We start from the raw sequence: 17,451 nt of genomic DNA on the forward strand, positions 1-17,451 counted from the left end.
GCCTTGTTCGTTTACGGCCCGTTTCAGGGCAGAACCGAGTAGATGATCGCTGACAGTGCAATCAGGCCGATCAGCACCACAAACACATTGGACGCCTGGCCCGAATACTGGCGCAAGGCTGGCACCCGGCGGATCGCGTACATCGGCATCAGGAACAGCAGGCAGGCAATCACCGGGCCGCCGAGGGTTTCGATCATGCCGAGGATGCTTGGATTGAACGTCGCGACGGCCCAGCAGCTGAGAATCATGAACAGCGCGGTGGCGCGGTTGAGCCAGCTCGCCGACATCACCTTGCCACGGCTGCGCAGGCTTTTGACGATCATGCCCTGGAAGCCTTCGCTGGCGCCGATGTAGTGGCCGAGGAAGGATTTGGTGATCGCCACCAGCGCAATCAATGGCGCGGCGTAAGCGATGACCGGGGTCTGGAAATGGTTGGCCAGGTACGACAGGATCGAAATGTTCTGTGCCTTGGCGGCTGCAAGATCTGCCGGCGACAGCGCCAGTACGCAGCTGAAGCAGAAGAACATCACCGTCACCACCATCATGCCGTGGGCCATGGCGAGGATGCCGCTGCTCTTGCGTTCGGCCTGCGCGCCGTAGCGCTGCTTCTGGTCAACCGCGAACGCCGAGATGATCGGCGAGTGGTTGAACGAGAACACCATCACCGGGATCGCCAGCCACATCGTCTTGAGGAACACCGACATCGGCATTGCCTCTTGAGCACTGGCGAAGAACGCGCCGTTCCAGTTCGGAATCAAGCTGACCGCCAGCAATAGCAAAGCGGCGACGAACGGATAAACCAGCACGCTCATGGCTTTGACAATGACGCTCTGGCCGCAACGCACGATGGCCATCAGTCCCAGAATCAACGCCAGCGAGAGGATCGCCCGAGGCGGCGGAGCGATGTGCAACTGGTGTTCGAGGAAGCTGCTCAGCGTGTTGGTCAGCGCCACGCTGTACACCAGCAGAATCGGGAAGATCGCGAAGAAATACAGGAGCGTGATCAGTTTGCCGGCACCGATGCCGAAGTGTTCTTCGACCACTTCAGTGATGTCCCCGGAACGTCCGGACAGCACGAATCGGGTCAGACCCCGGTGCGCGAAGAAGGTCATCGGGAATGCCAGCAACGCCAATATCAGCAACGGCCAGAAACCACCGACGCCAGCGTTGATCGGCAGGAACAAGGTGCCGGCACCGATGGCGGTGCCGTACAGGCCAAGCATCCAGGTGGTGTCGAATTTGCTCCAGCCCGTGTGGGCGGTTTCTGTTTTGCCTGTGAGGTCTACAGCGGGATTTTCGGCAGCAGGTGTACGTACATCGGTCATCGGTATCGCCTCGTTATTATTTTTGCTCGGGCTCACGTATTGCGGACGGTCAGGGAGTGCTCCTCAGCACTCCACCCAGCTCACTGCCAGGCCGCCCCGTGAAGTCTCTTTGTATTTGTCATGCATATCGGCGCCGGTATCGCGCATGGTGCGGATCACCCGGTCGAGGGAAATGAAGTGGTTACCGTCACCGCGCAGGGCCATCTGTGTGGCGTTGATCGCCTTGACCGCAGCGATCGCATTGCGCTCGATGCACGGCACCTGCACCAGACCGCCGACGGGGTCGCAGGTCAGGCCGAGGTTGTGTTCCAGGCCGATTTCGGCGGCGTTTTCCAGTTGCTCCGGGGTCGCGCCCAGCACTTCGGCCAGGCCCGCAGCGGCCATGGCGCACGCCGAACCGACCTCGCCCTGGCAGCCGACTTCGGCGCCGGAGATTGAGGCATTTTTCTTACACAGAATGCCGACCGCTGCCGCGCCCAAAAAGAAAGCGACGACGTCATCGTCAGACGCGTCCGGATTGAATTTCATGTAGTAGTGCAAAACCGCCGGAATGATCCCGGCGGCGCCATTGGTCGGCGCGGTGACCATGCGCCCGCCGGCAGCGTTCTCTTCGTTGACGGCGAGGGCGAACAGGTTGACCCATTCCATCGCCGACAGCGTCGAACTGATGACATTCGGCTTGCCGATTTCCAGCAGGCTGCGATGCAGTTTCGCCGCACGGCGTGGCACGTTCAGACCGCCGGGCAGAATGCCTTCGTGGCGCAAACCCTGCTCGACGCACTCGCGCATTACCGACCAGATGTGCAGCAGGCCTTTACGGATTTCATCGTCGCTGCGCCAGGCCCGTTCGTTGGCCATCATCAGCTCGGACACCCGCAGGTTGTGCTGCTTGCACAGCGACAGCAGTTCGGCGGCGCTGGAGAAGTCGTACGGCAACACCACGTCACCGGCCGGTGCGACACCGGATTCGGCTTCCGCCGCTTCGATGATGAAACCGCCGCCGACCGAGTAGTACGTTTGCGTGAACAGCTCGGCGCTTTCGCCAAAGGCTGTCAGCGACATGGCATTGGGGTGGTAGGGCAGACTTTGGTCGAGCAGCAGGAGATCGCGCTGCCAGTTGAAGGAAATTTCTCTCTGACCGGCCAATGACAGCAGACCGCTTTCGCGCAGTTGCTGGATGCGCGGGTCGATGGTCGCCGGATCGATACTGTCCGGCCATTCGCCCATCAGGCCCATGACCGTGGCGCGGTCGGTGGCGTGACCGACGCCGGTGGCCGACAGCGAACCGTATAAACGGATTTCCACACGTTTCACGTCGAGCAGCAAATGCTGGTCGATCAGAGCCTGGGCGAAAGTCGCGGCGGCGCGCATCGGGCCGACGGTGTGGGAACTGGACGGACCGATGCCGACCTTGAATAGATCAAAAACACTGATAGCCATGCTAAAGCCTTACAAGCAATGGAGTAGGAATCGCCGCCATTTTTTGTAGGACAAGCGCAATGTCGGCGATACTGCCTCCCTCGCTTCAACGTGACTAACGAAACTTCCTAAGTAAGCCTTTAGCAGGACTAAACGATGAGTCGTCAATTGCATGCCCAGACCTACGTCTGGCTGCAGGTGTTTTCCTGTGCCGCGCGGCACCTGTCGTTCACCCGTTGTGCAGAAGAACTGCACATTACCCCGGGGGCGGTCAGTCAACAGATTCGACAATTGGAGGAGCGCCTCGGCTTTCGCCTGTTTCATCGACGCGCGCGTGGTGTGGAGCTGAGCGCGGAAGGCCAGCGATTGGCGATTACGGTCAATGAAGCGTACGGCAGCATCGATGCGGAATTACGTCGGCTCGATGCCGGAATGATCAGCGGGATTCTGCGCGTGCGCTCGATTCCGTCGTTTCTCAGTAAATGGCTGACGCCGCGCTTGCCGCGTCTGCAACAGCGCTATCCGGACATCCAGCTGCGCCTGGTCGCCGAGGACAGCAGCGTGCCGTTGCACGAGGGCGACTTCGACTTGGCGATTGACCTGAACGACGGCAGCTATCCGGGATTGTTATCCACAGCCTTGCTCGATGAGCAGATTTTCCCGGTGTGCGCACCGGGCCTGTTGCGTGGACGACCGCCGCTGCACGGGCCGGCGGATCTGGTGCATTTCCCGTTGCTGCACGACATTACGGCCTGGCGTGGCAGTTACGAGTACGCGGAGTGGGAGTTCTATCTCAACGCCATCGGTTTCGAAGGCGCCGACGTACGGCGCGGGCACACCTTCAATCGCAATCACCTGACCATCGAAGCGGCGATTGCCGGTATGGGCGTGGCAATTGCGCGGCGCACGTTGCTCAACGATGAACTGGAGCGGGGCACGCTGATTGTGCCGTTCGGACTGTCGGTGCCCAACCACAAACGCTACGTGCTGCTCTATGCGCCGGGGGCCTTGAGCCATCCGGGCGTGCGGGCGGTGCATGACTGGCTGGTGGAAGAAGCGGGGATTTTTCGCAGTTTGCACCCGTTGAATGACGGGCAATTGTGAGCAAATTTTGCAGGGTTGCGAGGCGACCCAACTCCCGACCTTACCAGTGACTTGCCTGCTTGTCCGGCTTTTTTTGCGAATGAATATTTATCTTTTTTCAGGGGTTGAAATGTTCGTCAGTCGGGCCGATTGTTGTAACCAAGAGGTCAGGAAATTCAATTCAAGGCCTCTCGCGAGCTAGCTGAAATAAGGGATGAACTATGCAAATCCAAGTCAACAGCGATAACCATATTCAAAGCAGTAAACGACTGGAGGAGTGGGTACGCACCACCATTGAGAGCACGCTCGACCGTTATGAAGAAGACCTGACCCGTGTCGAAGTCCACCTCAGCGACGAGAACGGCGACAAACCAGGTCCCCATGACTTGCGCTGCCAACTGGAAGCGCGGCCAAAAGGCCATCAACCGATTTCCGTCACCCACAAAGCCGATTCGCTGGAACAGGCGATCGATGGTGCTGCCGAAAAACTCGAGCACGCCCTGGAGCACCTCTTCGGCAAACTGCGAGGTAAGCCACGCGCCGCTGTAGTGCCATTCACCGGCAAGGCCAACGACAAGCTGTTGGCGGAAGAATTTGACGAGAACGAACAGGCAGCGATCAACAGTTGATACGCTGATTTTTCAAGCCACCCAATGAGAACGGGCCTGCAATTGCAGGCCCGTTTCTTTTTCGGCGAAGATCAGAAGGCGACCGAGGTTTGCACATAAACCGTGCGCGGCTCGCCGACATATTTGCCCTTGTTGTTGTCATCGAACGAGCGCGTGAAGTATTGCGTGTTGAAGATGTTCTTCACGCCCACCGCCACGTTCAGATCCGATAACTGCGGGCCGAAGTCATACCCGGCACGGCTGCTGAACAGCATGTAACCCGGGATCTTGCCTGTGCTGCCGTCGGCACTTTCCTTCGAGGTGTTGGCGTTGTCGGCAAACTGGTCGCTCTGGAAGCTGCTGTCGAAGTTGAGTTTCCACGGCCCTTCGGTGTAACCGACGCCAATCGTGCCTTTGTGTTTCGACGAGAACGGCACGCGATTGCCCTTGTTCGGCCCGTCTTCACGAATGGTTGCGTCGACGTAGGCGTAAGTGGCGTAGACATCGAAACCGGCCAGCGCCGGGCTCAAATCATCGAGGGCGTAATTGACGCTGGTCTCGATGCCTTGGTGACGGGTTTCGCCACGGGCGATCACCGAGTCGTTGGTCTGATTGCTTTCGTACTGGTTGTCGAAGTTGATCAGGAACGCGCCGATCTCTGCGCGCAGCGCACCGTTGTCGTAACGGGTGCCGAGCTCCCAGGTGCGCGCTTTTTCCGGTTTCACTTCGCCGCTGGTCACGCGGTTGGGCATCTGGCTGTACTGCACGCTGCCGAACGAACCTTCGGTGTTGGCGTACAGGTTCCAGCTATCGGTCAGGTGATAGAGAACATTCAGCGCCGGCAACGCAGTGTTGTAGTCGCCCTTGTATTTGACGTTGGTCAGGTTGTTGGTCTGTTGCGACTCGATCATCTCGTAGCGTACGCCCGGGGTGATCGTCCACTTGCCGATATCGATGCGGTCGTCGACGAAGAACGCATTGGCCTCAGTGCCGCCGCGTGTATCGCGGTCATTGCGGCTATTGGTGGTCGGGTATTGATTGCTGGCAATCGGCGTGCGGTAACGCAGTTCGTGGCCGGCTTCGTTGATGTAGCGGTAGCCGACGCCGACTTCATGGCTGGTCGGGCCAAGATCGAAACCTTGGGCGAAGCGGGTTTCCAGACCGCGCACCCAATACTCGCGCGGCGACAGCGACAGGAACGTGCCCTGATCCAGATAGCCGCTGCGCAGGGTCTTGGTGAAGAAGGTGTTGGCGGTGAATTCGCGGCGATCCTCCTGATAGCGATAGCCGAAGTTGAACATGGTGCGGCGGCCCCAGAACTGGTCCTTCGGGCGCGTGGACTGATACGGATCGGCATCGTAATCGGCGACGTTCAAACCGCCGGGCATGTCGGCCTTGCCTTCGTAATACTGCGCCATCGCGTTGAAGCTATTGGCTTCGTCGAGCTGGTATTTGCCCTTGAGGATCAGGTCGTCGATCTCGGTGTCGCTGTGCTCACGCCAGTCACCGCCCCGGGTGCCGGAGTACAGCAAAGCGCCGCCGAGGCCGTTGGCGTTGGTGCCGCCGGCGAGCAGGTTGGCGCTGGTCTTGAAGCCGTCATGGCTGGAGGAAGGACTGGTTTCAGTCTGGAAACCGCCCTTGACCGTTGGCGCATCGGGAATCGCCCGGGTCACGAAGTTGACCACGCCGCCGACGTTCTGCGGGCCGTAACGCACGGCGCCACCACCACGCACCACATCTACGGCGTCCATGTTGCCCATGCTGATCGGGGCGAAAGAAAGCTGCGGCTGGCCGTACGGTGCAAAAGGCACCGGGATGCCGTCCATCAGCACCGTCGAGCGCGCGGCGAGGCGCGGGTTGAGGCCGCGAATGCCGAAGTTCAGCGCCATGTCGTGGCTGCCGGTGCCGTTGTTTTCCGGGGCGTTGACCCCGGGAATGCGGTTGAGCACATCGCGCGCCTGAGTCGCACCCTGACGCTCGAAGTCTTCGCGGCGAATCACGTCGCGGGCACCGGGATGCTCGAAGACGTTGACCTGCGCCGCCTCGCCGAGCCAGTCGCCGACGACTTTAGAGGTGTCCAGTTCCAGTGCGGTCTCGGCCACCGGCTGCAGACTGAAAGCATTGTTGCCCTCGGCCCGCGCTTGCAGACCGGTGCCTTCGAGCAAGGCATTCAGACCTTGTTCTGGGGTATAGCTGCCTTCCAGGCCGCGACTTTGCACCCCGCTGGTGACTTGCGAACCGAAAGAAATCAGCACCCCGGCTTCACGGCCAAACTGGTTGAGCGCGTTCTCCAGCGACGACGGCGCAATGTGATAAGCCTTGGCATCGGCAGCCATTGCGGCGGGCAGTGCGCTGAAACTCAGGCTGGCGCCGAGAACAAGATTGCGCAGGGTGCGAGCCAGTGGCGTGAGGCGGGTGGGGTGCATGGTGGCGGATCCTGAGAAGGTTGAATCAAGGGGGCTTTCCTTCTCTGTCACGCCAGATCTGAAAAACGGCTCACAAATGACGAATATTTTTTCACTGCTTTTTGGGATGAGTGTCAGACCTTGGCTTCGACACTGATCCAATAGCGGGTAAAGCGCTTCACCTTTACCGGCAAGCTGATTTCCAGCAGGTCAAGAATCCGCTCGCTGTCGTCCAGTGGATAAGTCCCGGAGATCAGCAAGTCGGCAACGTTCTTGTCGCAATGAAGCTGGCCGCGACGATAACGGCCGAGCTCATCGAGGAAATCGCCGAGGCGCATGTGCGCGGCCACCAGCATGCCGTCGGCCCAGGCGCCGCTGTTGGCGTCCAGCGGTCTGGCGTCGCTGACCGCCGTTGCGCTGAAGCTCAGTTGACGGGCGACGGGCAGCAACATGGGCGCGCGGCCACTGGCGATCAGTTCGGCCCGGCCTTCGAACAACGCGACCTGCGTGCGATCGGCAAATTGCCGCACATTGAGCCGCGCGCCGTGGGTTTTCAGAATCCCCTGCGCGGTGCGTACTTCGAACGATTGCGCCGCGGTCAGGAGCATTTCGCCTTCGAGCAAACGGATCAGCCGCAGTGCGCCATCGACATCGGCGGCGCTGGCGGTATTGAGTTGCAACTGATCGCCCGCGCCCAGCGACACCTTGCGCCGCTGGCCAACCGGACTGCGGAAATCGGCGAGCAGCGACGGCAGCGGATTGTGCTCGCGCATGCCCCAGGTAACCGCTGAACCTGCGCCAAGAATCAGCAACAGCTTGAGTGCCTGACGGCGGCTACCGGACTTCGGCGCGTTCAGCGCCGCATGCGCCAGCGGCGACGACACTCCGCGCAAGCGCTGGTTGACCCGTTGAATATGCTCCCACGCCCGGCGGTGCTCGCTGTGCGCGTCGAGCCATTGTTGCCAGGCCAGTTGCTGGCGCGGGGAGAGCGCGCCTTGCTGCATTTCCATCAGCCAGTGCACTGCCTGCTCCGCGACGTGCGAGGAAAAATCCGGGACGCGGTTCATAGGGCGAAATAGCAGCGCATCGCCGCTTTGTTCAGATGACGTTTGACCGTGGCCACCGAAATGCCGAGCTCGGCGGCGATTTGCGGGTAGGTCAGGCCATCGACCTGTGCCAGCAGAAAGGCTCGTTTGACCAGGCGAGGCAAACCGTCAAGCAACTGATCCAGTTCCATCAGGGTTTGCAGGATGATGGCTTTGTCTTCTTCCGACGGCGCGACCACGTCCGGCATCTGCGCGAGGGTGTCGAGGTAGGCGCGCTCAAGATCCTGTCGGCGGTAATGATTGAACAGCACACGCTTGGCGAGGGTGGTGAGAAAGGCACGCGGCTCGATGATCACCGGCGGCTCGCGGGCTGTCAGCACTTTGATGAACGTGTCCTGCGCCAGATCCGCCGCGCTGTCCGGGCAGCCGAGTTTGCGCCGCAGCCAGCCGGTCAGCCAGCTGTGGTGGGCTTGATAAAGCGATTCGACGGGGTGGGCGGACGACAATGTGATGACTCCGGGCGCAGCGATGTGCGGAGAAAACATGCGTTAGAGAACAAGAATGGTTCGCATTGTAGGGGCGAGTACCGTGTCCGGCAATCAGATGCTTTTGCGTATGAGAATATTTATCATTAATATTGCTCGCCTGTTGGTTCGGCTTGTCGGCCGGACGTTTTTCGTTTCAGGGTCGAAACATGAAAGGCAAACTTGCCACTCTCCCCATGTCCTATCGTCTGGCCGTCACCTCGCGAGTGCTGGCGGCGGTGTTCGGCGGCTATCTGGTCGCGGCGCTGGCCAGTGTCACGTTGACCATGTGGCTGCCGCTCAGTCGTGCTGAAGCCGTGGTCACCGGCATGACCGTTTCGTTTCTGGTCTATCTGGTCGCTGTGCTCTGGTGCTTCGCCTGCCGCACGGCCTGGTCGGCATGGGTCGGCTTGCTCGTGCCGAGCGTGATTCTGGCGACCATTTCCGGTGCGGCACGCGGATTGGGCTACGCATGAAAGAGGGTTTCCGTCAGGCCATGGCCTGGCTGCACACGTGGACCGGACTGGTATTCGGCTGGCTGCTGTTTGCGATTTTTCTGACCGGTACCCTGGCCTATTTCAAGGATGAAACCAGTCACTGGATGCAGCCGGAAATCCCTGCGCGGCCGATGAATGCCGAGGCAAGCCTGACGCTGGCGCAAGATTATCTGCAACAACATGCGCCGGGTGCCTCGCGCTGGCTGATCGACTTGCCCGATGCCCGCGATCCCGGCCTGACCGTACGTTGGCAACAGGCACCGGCGAAGCCCGGCGAGCGCGGGCGATTCGAATCGAAAACCCTCGATGCGCAAACCGGCGCCGAGGTGCAGGGCCGCGAAAGCATGGGCGGCGAATTCTTTTACCGCTTCCATTTCCAGCTGCAAATGCCTTACCCGTGGGGCCGCTGGCTGGCGACGATTGCCGCGATGGTGATGTTCGTTGCGCTGATCACCGGGATCATCACCCACAAAAAAATCTTCAAGGATTTCTTCACCTTCCGCCCGCGCAAGGGCCAGCGCTCTTGGCTTGACGGTCATAACGCGGTGGGCGTGCTGGTGCTGCCGTTTCACTTGATGATCACCTACAGCAGCTTGGTGATATTCATGTCGATGGTCATGCCGGCGAGCATTCTGGCGTCCTACGGCAGTGACGCGCGGTCGTTTTACGACGAGGTTTTTCCGGCCTCGAAGACGCTGGAACGGGCGAACATCCCCGCACCACTGGCGCCGATGGCCCCGCTGCTGGCCAGGGCCAGTGAGCAATGGTCGGGGGGCAACACCGCGCGATTGTCGGTCAACCATCCGGGTGATGCCAATGCATCGGTGGTGCTGTCCCGCGGCGGTGATCGCGTGGTGCACGACTTCGGCAGCGCCGTGACTTTCAACGGCGTCACCGGACAGATGCTCGGCAGCTCACCGGATCAGCCGGTGGCGATGGCGGTGGGCGGCGCTTTTTACGGCTTGCACATGGGCCATTTCGCCGGGCCGGTGCTGCGCTGGCTGTATTTCATCTGCGGTCTGGCCGGCACGGCAATGATCGGCACCGGTCTGGTGATCTGGCTCGGCAAGCGCCAGCTCAAACACGCCAAGAGCGGGGTGATGCCGTTCGAGCTGCGTCTGGTGGAAGTGCTGAACATCGCCAGCATGGCCGGACTGGTGAGCGCGGTTGCAGTGTTCTTCCTCGCTAATCGTCTGCTGCCGCTGAATCTGGCCGAGCGTGCGGACTGGGAAGTGAACGCCTTCTTCATCGCTTGGGGCTTGAGCGTTGTGCATGCGCTGTTGCGTCCGGGGCGCAAGGCCTGGGTCGAGCAGTTGGCGTTGGCCGCGGTGCTGTTTATCGCCGTGCCGCTGATCAATGCGTTGACCACCCCGTGGAATCTCGGCGCCACGCTGGCCCAGGGTGACTGGACCCTGGCCGGATTCGACCTGACCTGCCTCGGCGCGGGCCTGTTCCTCGGCTGGGCCGCCTGGAGAATGCAGCGCGCCGGCAGCACCGTCAAAGTGAAAAAGACGCCGCGCGAAAAGTCCCGGCCAATCACGCTTGAGCAGGGGGCGAACTGATGCTGCTTGCGCTGTTGCTGTGCTATGCCGGGTTCACCGCGCTGTGTCTGTCGATGCCTCGACACCACGACGAATTGCTCGGCAACAAGCCGTCGCCTCGACGCCGTCGGGGGCTGAACCTGGCCGGATGGTTGCTGCTGGTTTTGTCGTTGTGGGCCGCCGTCGCCGCGAATGGCTGGGGTTTCGGTCTGGTCGACTGGTTCGCCGTGTTGATGCTCAGCGCATTGGCGTTGGTGTTGCTGATGCCGTATCAGCCACGTCTGGTGCTCGGTTTGGCCGGGGTCAGTCTGCTGGCCAGCCCGGTCGCTGCATGGGCGCAGTGCTGAAGTGCTGATCGGTCTGCCACCGGAATCGCGCGACGATGAGCCACGTGGCGCGCGTGCACATTTTCTTCAGGTGTTTTTGTCCCAGCGTTCGCAAATGGAAGCGCTGGTGAATCGGCGCGTCGGTTGCCGGGCGACGGCGGCGGATCTGGTGCAGGATCTGTTTCTGCGCTTCTGGCGGCGGCCATTGGTGCAAGTCGAGGAGCTCAGCACTTACTTGCTGCGCTGCGCCGGCAACATCGCCATCGACCATCTGCGCAGCGAAGGCACGCGGGTGCGCGTCAACGAAGGTTGGCAACCGGAGGAGCCGGACAGCCACGGCAGCGAACCGCAAGCCGCGCTCGAAGCCGGCAATGATTTACGCCACGTCGAAGCGGCGTTGCGCGCCTTGCCTGAGCGCACGCGGCAGATCTTTTTGCTCAATCGCATCCACGGCCGCAAGTACGCGGAAATCGCCAAAGCCATGGGCCTGTCCCAAAGCGCCGTGGAAAAACATATGATGCGCGCCCTCGAGGCCTGCAAGGCCAGCCTGCGCGACCCCGCGCCACGTCTGCCAGGGAAAGCACCGTGAATTCAACCGACACCGTCACCCCGACGCCCGCTCAGGAGCAGGAGGCCTTGGCCTGGTTGAGCCTGTTGCATGACCGGCCGAGCGCGGGCGATCAACTGACCTTCAGTCAATGGCTGCACGCTGACCAGGCTCATGCAGAGGCGTACGCGCAGGCGCAGGTCATCTGGGAATTGAGTGAAGGGCCGGCGCGAACCCTGGCCGATGAAGAGGCGCAGGCGTTGCAGGGCTACCTCAATGCGATTGATCGCCCACGCCGATCGCCACTTTTGCGCGGGGCAGGCGCACTGGCGATGGCGGCGTGTCTGCTGCTGATGGTCAGCCTCGGCACAGGATGGCAGCCACAGCGCTGGGTCGATGATCTGGGCGCCGATTATGTCTCTGCTCCCGGCGAAATTCGCACCGTGACGCTGGCCGATCAATCGCAAGTCACGCTGGACGCCGACAGCGCCATCGCTGTGGATTTCAGCCACGGCGAACGTCATGTGCACTTGCGCCGTGGCGCTGGTTTTTTCAGCGTGACGCACACCGGTGAGCCGTTCGTGGTCGCGGCGGAAAAAGGTCAGGCGAGGGTGCTCGGTACGCAATTCGAAGTACGTCTGCAACCCCATGGTGCGCAGGTCACAGTGTTGTCCGGGCGCGTGGGGGTGACGGCGAATCCTCAGGGCGAGCAGCAGATTCTCACGGCTGGTCAGCAGGTGGCTTACGGTGAAGGAACGGCAGAAAAACTTCACCCGGTCGACAGCGAGGCACAACTGGCCTGGCGTCAGGGCTGGCTGACGTATTACAAGTCGACGCTGGCCGATGTGGTGGCGGATTTGCGGCGCTATTACCCTGGCCGCATCGTGCTGCTCAACGATGAACTGGCGGTGCGCAAAGTCAGCGGCAGTTTTCCGAGCAAGGATCCCCAGGCAATTCTCAACTCCCTGCAAGGGGTTTTGGGGTTTGAGCAGCATCAGGTGCTGGGGCATCTGATCATTTTGCGTTGAGGCCATCGGCCTCTTCGGGAGCAAGCCCCCTCCCACATTTGAGATGTAATTGCTCTGTGGGAGGAGGCGGTGAGCAGCATCAGGTGCTGGGGCATCTGATCATTTTGCGTTGAAACCACCGGCCTCTTCGGGAGCAAGCCCCCTCCCACATTTGAGATGTAATTGCTCTGTGGGAGGGGGCGGTGAGCAGCATCAGGTGCTGGGGCATCTGATCATTTTGCGTTGAAACCACAGGCCTCTTCGGGAGCAAGCCCCCTCCCACATTTGAGATGTAATTGCTCTGTGGGAGGGGGCGGTGAGCAGCATCAGGTGCTGGGTCATCTGATCATTTTGCGTTGAAACCACCGGCCTCTTCGGGAGCAAGCCCCCTCCCACATTTGAAATGCAATTGCTCTGTGGGAGGGGGCTTGCTCCCGAAGACGTCCGCACCGACAACAGACGTCCAGAAAAATATTTTCATTTTGGGGGTGAGGTAAACCTGAGCCCCATCCGTGTAGTGACTGAAACTGCGAGTCATTCGCATCCGTTGCGGTTCTACACAGGTCATTGAGCAATGAAGTCCAGGGCAAAATCGGGTTCGGTCAAACAGTGGTTGGGCGTGTCGGCGTTGAGTTTTTCCGCATTGGCGTTGTTGCCGATGAGCGTGGCGCTGGGCGCTGAAACCGTCAGCAGCCCGGCGCAAAAGCAGTTCAATTTCGCACTGGCCGCCAAACCGCTGCCGCAAGCCCTGAGCGATTTCAGCCGCGTCACCGGGCAAAGCGTGGTTTATACCGATGAAGCGCCGTACGGCCTGACAGCGCCAGCGGTCAATGGTCAGATGAGCGCCGAGCAAGCATTGCAACGTCTGCTCACGGGTTCCGGCCTGAGCTTTCGTCGCACCGACAGCCACACGCTGGCGCTGGAACCGCAACCCACCGCAGGTGCGCTTAACCTCGGCGCCACCACCATCACATCGATGCGCGACGAATCGATGAGCTATCAGCCGCCGCCAACCAGCTCAGTGATGCGCTCCTCGGCCTCTTTGCAGGAAGTGCCGCAGACCGTCAACGTCATCCCGGCACAAGTCATCCGCGATCAGGCGCCGCGCAACCTCGACGATGCGCTGGCCAACGTCAGCGGCATCACCCAGGGCAACACCTTGGGCAGCACCCAGGACTCGGTGATGACACGCGGTTTCGGCGACAACCGCAACGGTTCGATCATGCGCGACGGCATGCCGATCGTGCAGGGCCGCGGGATGAATGCCACGGTGGATCGCGTCGAAGTGCTCAAGGGTCCGGCGTCATTGCTCTATGGGATTCAAGACCCGGGCGGCGTGGTCAACCTGGTCAGCAAAAAGCCTGAACTCACGCCCTACAACGCCGTGACCCTGCGCGGCTCTACCTACGGCGACGGCAAGAACGGCAGCGGCGGCAGCTTTGACAGTACCGGGCCACTGGGCGATTCCGGACTGGCCTATCGCATGGTCCTTGATCACGAAGACGAAGATTACTGGCGCAACTACGGCACCCACCGCGAAACCTTGATTGCCCCGTCGCTGGCCTGGTACGGCGAGCGCACCAAGCTGTTGTTCGCTTACGAACACCGTGAATTCCTCACGCCGTTCGACCGCGGCACGTTGATCGATCCGCGCACCAACCATCCGCTGGACATCTCGCGCAAGGAACGTCTCGACGAGCCGTTCAACGACATGGAAGGGCGTTCGGACTTGTATCACTTCGAGGCCGATCACGAACTCAACGACGACTGGAAAGCCCACTTCGGCTACAGCTGGAACCGCGAAACCTATGACGCCAGCCAGGTCCGCGTGACCGCCATCGATACTAAAAAGGGCACCCTGACTCGCAGCATGGACGGCACCCATGGCGCTATCAGCACCGACCGTTTCACCACTGCCAGTCTTGAGGGCAAGGTCAACGTACTGGGCATGCAGCATGACCTGGTGTTCGGCGTCGATGACGAGTACCGAAAAATCTACCGCGCCGACCTGATCCGCCAGAAAAGCCTGACCACGTTCAGCTACCTCAATCCGGTCTACGGCCGAGAAGTCGAAGGCACCACGGTCAGCGCGGCAGACAGCGCGCAGACCGATTTGCTGCGCAGCGATTCGGTGTTTCTGCAGGACTCGATTCACCTCAACGACCAGTGGATTCTGGTCGCCGGCGGGCGCTTCCAGGAGTACGACCAGTACGCCGGCAAAGGCGTGCCATTCAAGGCCAACACCGACAGCAATGGCCAGAAATGGGTGCCGCGCGCGGGCCTGGTGTATCGCTATACCGATGAGCTGTCGTTCTACGGCAGCTACACCGAATCGTTCAAACCCAACTCGACCATCGCACCGTTGAGCGGCAGCAGCACCGTGCTCGACGGCAGCATCGCGCCGGAAGAAGCCAAGTCCTGGGAGCTAGGGGCGCGGCTGGACATGCCGGGACGGATCACCGGTAACGTCGCCCTGTTCGACATCAAGAAACGCAACGTGCTGGTGGCCAACTCCGAAGGCCCGACGACGATTTACAGTGCAGCGGGCGAGGTGCGTTCGCGCGGTCTGGAGGTGGACTTGACCGGCCAGTTGAGCGACCGCTGGAGCATGATCGGTAGCTACGCCTACACCGATGCCGAGGTCACTGAAGACCCGACGTACAAGGGCAAGCGCTTGCAGAACGTGGCGAAGAATTCCGGCTCGTTGTCGGCGGTGTACGACTTCGGCAGCGTGATCGGCGGCGATCAACTGCGCGTCGGCGCTGGCGCGCGTTACGTCGGCGAACGCGCCGGCAACGCGGTGAATGATTTCGACCTGCCGGGCTACACCGTGGCCGATGCGTTTGCGACCTACGACACCAGGGTCGAAGGGCAGAAGGTCAAGTTTCAGCTCAATGTGAAGAACCTGTTTGACCGCACTTACTACACCTCGGCGGCGAGCCGGTTCTTTGTGTCGATGGGCGATTCGCGGCAGGTTTCGTTGTCGAGTACGTTGGAGTTCTAGAGCAGAATCAAAAGCCACCCTCACCCCAGCCCTCTCCCAAAGGGAGAGAGGGAAAGGGCGCAGAGTTTCATGCTTTTCAGAGTTTGAGTTCAGCTCGATTTTTCAGGTCGATGTCACTCAAAAGAACAGCTCGGTCAGTCCCCTCTCCCTTTGGGAGAGGGCTAGGGTGAGGGGAAAAGCCTCAACGCAAAAACGCCTGCCGATACTCGCCAGGTGTTCCCCCCAACACCTGCCTGAACCGATTGGTGAAGTGGCTCGCACTGGCAAACCCGCAGGCCAATGCAATCTCCCCCAGCGGCAACGCTGTCCCGCGCAACAATTCGCGCGCCCGGCTCAAGCGCCGCGCCAGCACGTATTGGTGCGGTGGCAAGCCGAAAGTCACGCGAAACATCCGCGCAAAGTGGTATTCCGACAACGCGCACAACCCGGCCAGTTGCCCGAGGCTGATCGGCTCGGCCAACTGACTGTCGATGAACTCCACCAATTGCCGACGCTGATGCGGCGCCAACCCGCCCTTCAGACGCAAACCCTGACGGGCACCGACCTGGCTGAGCAACGTGTGGCTGATCAATTCATGGGCAATGCTGCTGGTCAGCAGACGTTCGGCCGGCTCGTCCCAGTTCAGGTTGAGCAGTTGCCGAAAGCGTTGCGCCTGCTGCGGATCTTCCAGAAAGGTTTGCTCGCGCAACTGCATTTCACGCGGTTCACGATCCAGCAAAGTGACGCAGCCGAGGGCGAATTGTTCAGCGCTGAAGTACAGGTGCGCCAAGCGGATATCACCGTTGATGACCCAGCCAGACTCGTGATCGGCCGGCAGAATGCACAATTTGTCTGGCCCCCCCTTGTGCCCTGGCAGACCGCGACGAAAGGTGCCGGTACCGCCGGCGATATAGCAGGAGAGGGTGTGATGGCTCGGCGCTTCGTATTCCTGAGCGTCGTGGTGGTTGGTCCACAGGGCTGCGGACAAGCCGTCACCGAGCTCGGCACTGTGCAGCAGACGTGCATTCGGCGAGCGGTTAAGCGCTTGAAAGACTTGCAGGGTATCGATGGCGGCCATGATCGGTTCTCTTCAACGCCTTGCATCCTACTCCGTAGACGCCGCGCTGCCAGCCTGTCGCCGGACAAAAGCGCAAGATTGTGCAAGCGTGATTCAAACACTGCGGCGGACACTGAAAGCCAATTGAGGAGTGTGCGCCATGAACCTTTCGCTGTATCTGTTGACCGTGCTGATCTGGGGCACCACCTGGATTGCCTTGAAATGGCAATTGGGAGTGGTGGCGATTCCGGTGTCGATTGTCTATCGCTTCGGCCTCGCGGCGCTGGTGCTGTTTGCGTTGTTGCTGCTCAGTCGTCGGCTGCAACCGATGAACCGGCGTGGACACTTGATTTGCGTGGCGCAGGGGTTGTGCCTGTTCTGCGTCAACTTCATGTGCTTTCTGACCGCCAGTCAGTGGATTCCCAGTGGTCTGGTGGCGGTGGTGTTTTCCACCGCAACCTTGTGGAACGCGCTCAACGCACGGGTGTTCTTCGGTCAGCGGATAGCCCGTAACGTGCTCATGGGCGGTGCGCTGGGGCTGTTTGGCCTGGGGATGTTGTTCTGGCCGGAGCTTGCGGGTCATCACGCCAGCCCGCAAACCTTGCTCGGCCTGGGCCTGGCGCTGTGTGGCACGTTGTGTTTTTCGGCGGGCAACATGCTCTCGAGTTTGCAGCAGAAGGCCGGGCTCAAACCTCTGACGACCAACGCCTGGGGCATGGCCTATGGCGCGGCGATGTTGTCGGTGTGGTGCCTGGTCAAAGACATTCCGTTCGACATGGACTGGTCACCGCGCTATGTCGGGGCGCTGTTGTATCTGGTGATCCCGGGTTCGGTGATCGGGTTTACCGCGTATCTGACATTGGTCGGACGCATGGGGCCGGAGCGTGCGGCGTACTGCACGGTGCTGTTCCCGGTAGTGGCGTTGAACGTTTCGGCGTTTGCCGAAGGGTACCAATGGACTGCTCCGGCGCTCGTCGGCCTGGTACTGGTGATGCTGGGTAACGTACTGGTGTTTCGCAAGGTGCCAGCCAAGGTTTTGCCAACCTCTGCAAAGTTGGCCTGAGCAGGAAAGTGACGAGCACT

15 protein-coding genes are annotated in these 17,451 nt (G+C 60.8%); 9 read left to right on the forward strand and 6 right to left on the reverse strand.

What is annotated here, in order from left to right; all coding sequences use genetic code 11:
* Positions 1-23: 23 nt before the first annotated feature.
* Both F2P67_RS00700 and F2P67_RS00705 read right to left on the reverse strand, forming a co-directional pair.
* Entirely contained in the window at positions 24-1,325 is a 1,302-nt protein-coding gene (locus F2P67_RS00700; RefSeq protein WP_166216049.1) for a serine/threonine transporter, read from the reverse strand.
* A 63-nt stretch (positions 1,326-1,388) separates the two neighbouring features.
* Entirely contained in the window at positions 1,389-2,765 is a 1,377-nt protein-coding gene (locus F2P67_RS00705; RefSeq protein WP_166216052.1) for an L-serine ammonia-lyase, read from the reverse strand.
* Between the two features lie 135 nt (positions 2,766-2,900).
* On the opposite strand from F2P67_RS00705, the gene F2P67_RS00710 reads away from it, so the two are divergent.
* Together F2P67_RS00710 and F2P67_RS00715 are read left to right on the forward strand one after the other, a co-directional pair.
* Positions 2,901-3,848, forward strand: coding sequence for a LysR substrate-binding domain-containing protein (locus F2P67_RS00710; RefSeq protein ID WP_166216055.1), 948 nt, complete (start codon positions 2,901-2,903; stop codon positions 3,846-3,848).
* A 200-nt stretch (positions 3,849-4,048) separates the two neighbouring features.
* Positions 4,049-4,456, forward strand: coding sequence for an HPF/RaiA family ribosome-associated protein (locus F2P67_RS00715; RefSeq protein ID WP_025109399.1), 408 nt, complete (start codon positions 4,049-4,051; stop codon positions 4,454-4,456).
* A gap of 71 nt (positions 4,457-4,527) precedes the next feature.
* On the opposite strand, the gene fecA is transcribed toward F2P67_RS00715, so the two are convergent.
* The 3 genes from fecA to F2P67_RS00730 all read right to left on the reverse strand — a co-directional run bounded on the left by fecA (position 4,528) and on the right by F2P67_RS00730 (position 8,392).
* The gene (gene fecA, locus F2P67_RS00720) at positions 4,528-6,861 is read right to left on the reverse strand and encodes a TonB-dependent Fe(3+) dicitrate receptor FecA (RefSeq protein WP_166216058.1); all 2,334 of its coding nucleotides are present in this window, start codon (positions 6,859-6,861) and stop codon (positions 4,528-4,530) included.
* A gap of 113 nt (positions 6,862-6,974) precedes the next feature.
* Entirely contained in the window at positions 6,975-7,907 is a 933-nt protein-coding gene (locus tag F2P67_RS00725) for a DUF4880 domain-containing protein (RefSeq protein WP_166216060.1), read from the reverse strand.
* Positions 7,904-8,392, reverse strand: coding sequence for a sigma-70 family RNA polymerase sigma factor (locus F2P67_RS00730; protein ID WP_166216063.1), 489 nt, complete (start codon positions 8,390-8,392; stop codon positions 7,904-7,906). Before F2P67_RS00730 ends, F2P67_RS00725 begins: the two co-directional genes overlap by 4 nt.
* A 188-nt stretch (positions 8,393-8,580) precedes the next feature.
* On the opposite strand from F2P67_RS00730, the gene F2P67_RS00735 reads away from it, so the two are divergent.
* The 6 genes from F2P67_RS00735 to F2P67_RS00760 all read left to right on the forward strand — a co-directional run bounded on the left by F2P67_RS00735 (position 8,581) and on the right by F2P67_RS00760 (position 15,332).
* A complete protein-coding gene (locus F2P67_RS00735) occupies positions 8,581-8,886 on the forward strand; it encodes a DUF3649 domain-containing protein (protein WP_166216065.1) in 306 nt (101 codons plus the stop codon).
* Positions 8,883-10,469, forward strand: coding sequence for a PepSY-associated TM helix domain-containing protein (locus tag F2P67_RS00740; RefSeq protein WP_166216067.1), 1,587 nt, complete (start codon positions 8,883-8,885; stop codon positions 10,467-10,469). The genes F2P67_RS00735 and F2P67_RS00740 overlap by 4 nt, the downstream gene beginning before the upstream one ends.
* Positions 10,469-10,795, forward strand: a complete 327-nt coding sequence (locus F2P67_RS00745; RefSeq protein ID WP_166216070.1) for a DUF3325 domain-containing protein — start codon at positions 10,469-10,471, stop codon at positions 10,793-10,795. The genes F2P67_RS00740 and F2P67_RS00745 overlap by 1 nt, the downstream gene beginning before the upstream one ends.
* A gap of 1 nt (position 10,796) precedes the next feature.
* Complete coding sequence (locus F2P67_RS00750) at positions 10,797-11,363, forward strand: sigma-70 family RNA polymerase sigma factor (protein WP_166216073.1); 567 nt, start codon at positions 10,797-10,799, stop codon at positions 11,361-11,363.
* Complete coding sequence (locus tag F2P67_RS00755) at positions 11,360-12,349, forward strand: FecR domain-containing protein (protein WP_166216075.1); 990 nt, start codon at positions 11,360-11,362, stop codon at positions 12,347-12,349. The genes F2P67_RS00750 and F2P67_RS00755 overlap by 4 nt, the downstream gene beginning before the upstream one ends.
* 553 nt (positions 12,350-12,902) lie before the next feature.
* A complete protein-coding gene (locus tag F2P67_RS00760) occupies positions 12,903-15,332 on the forward strand; it encodes a TonB-dependent siderophore receptor (protein WP_166216078.1) in 2,430 nt (809 codons plus the stop codon).
* A gap of 181 nt (positions 15,333-15,513) precedes the next feature.
* Here the strand turns inward: F2P67_RS00760 and F2P67_RS00765 are convergent, their stop codons facing one another.
* Positions 15,514-16,389, reverse strand: coding sequence for an AraC family transcriptional regulator (locus F2P67_RS00765; RefSeq protein ID WP_166216081.1), 876 nt, complete (start codon positions 16,387-16,389; stop codon positions 15,514-15,516).
* Between the two features lie 139 nt (positions 16,390-16,528).
* On the opposite strand from F2P67_RS00765, the gene F2P67_RS00770 reads away from it, so the two are divergent.
* Complete coding sequence (locus F2P67_RS00770) at positions 16,529-17,431, forward strand: DMT family transporter (protein WP_166216084.1); 903 nt, start codon at positions 16,529-16,531, stop codon at positions 17,429-17,431.
* The last annotated feature ends 20 nt before the right edge of the window (positions 17,432-17,451 follow it).

It is taken from the genome of Pseudomonas atagonensis (assembly GCF_011369485.1).
Classification (GTDB): Bacteria; Pseudomonadota; Gammaproteobacteria; order Pseudomonadales; family Pseudomonadaceae; genus Aquipseudomonas; species Aquipseudomonas atagonensis.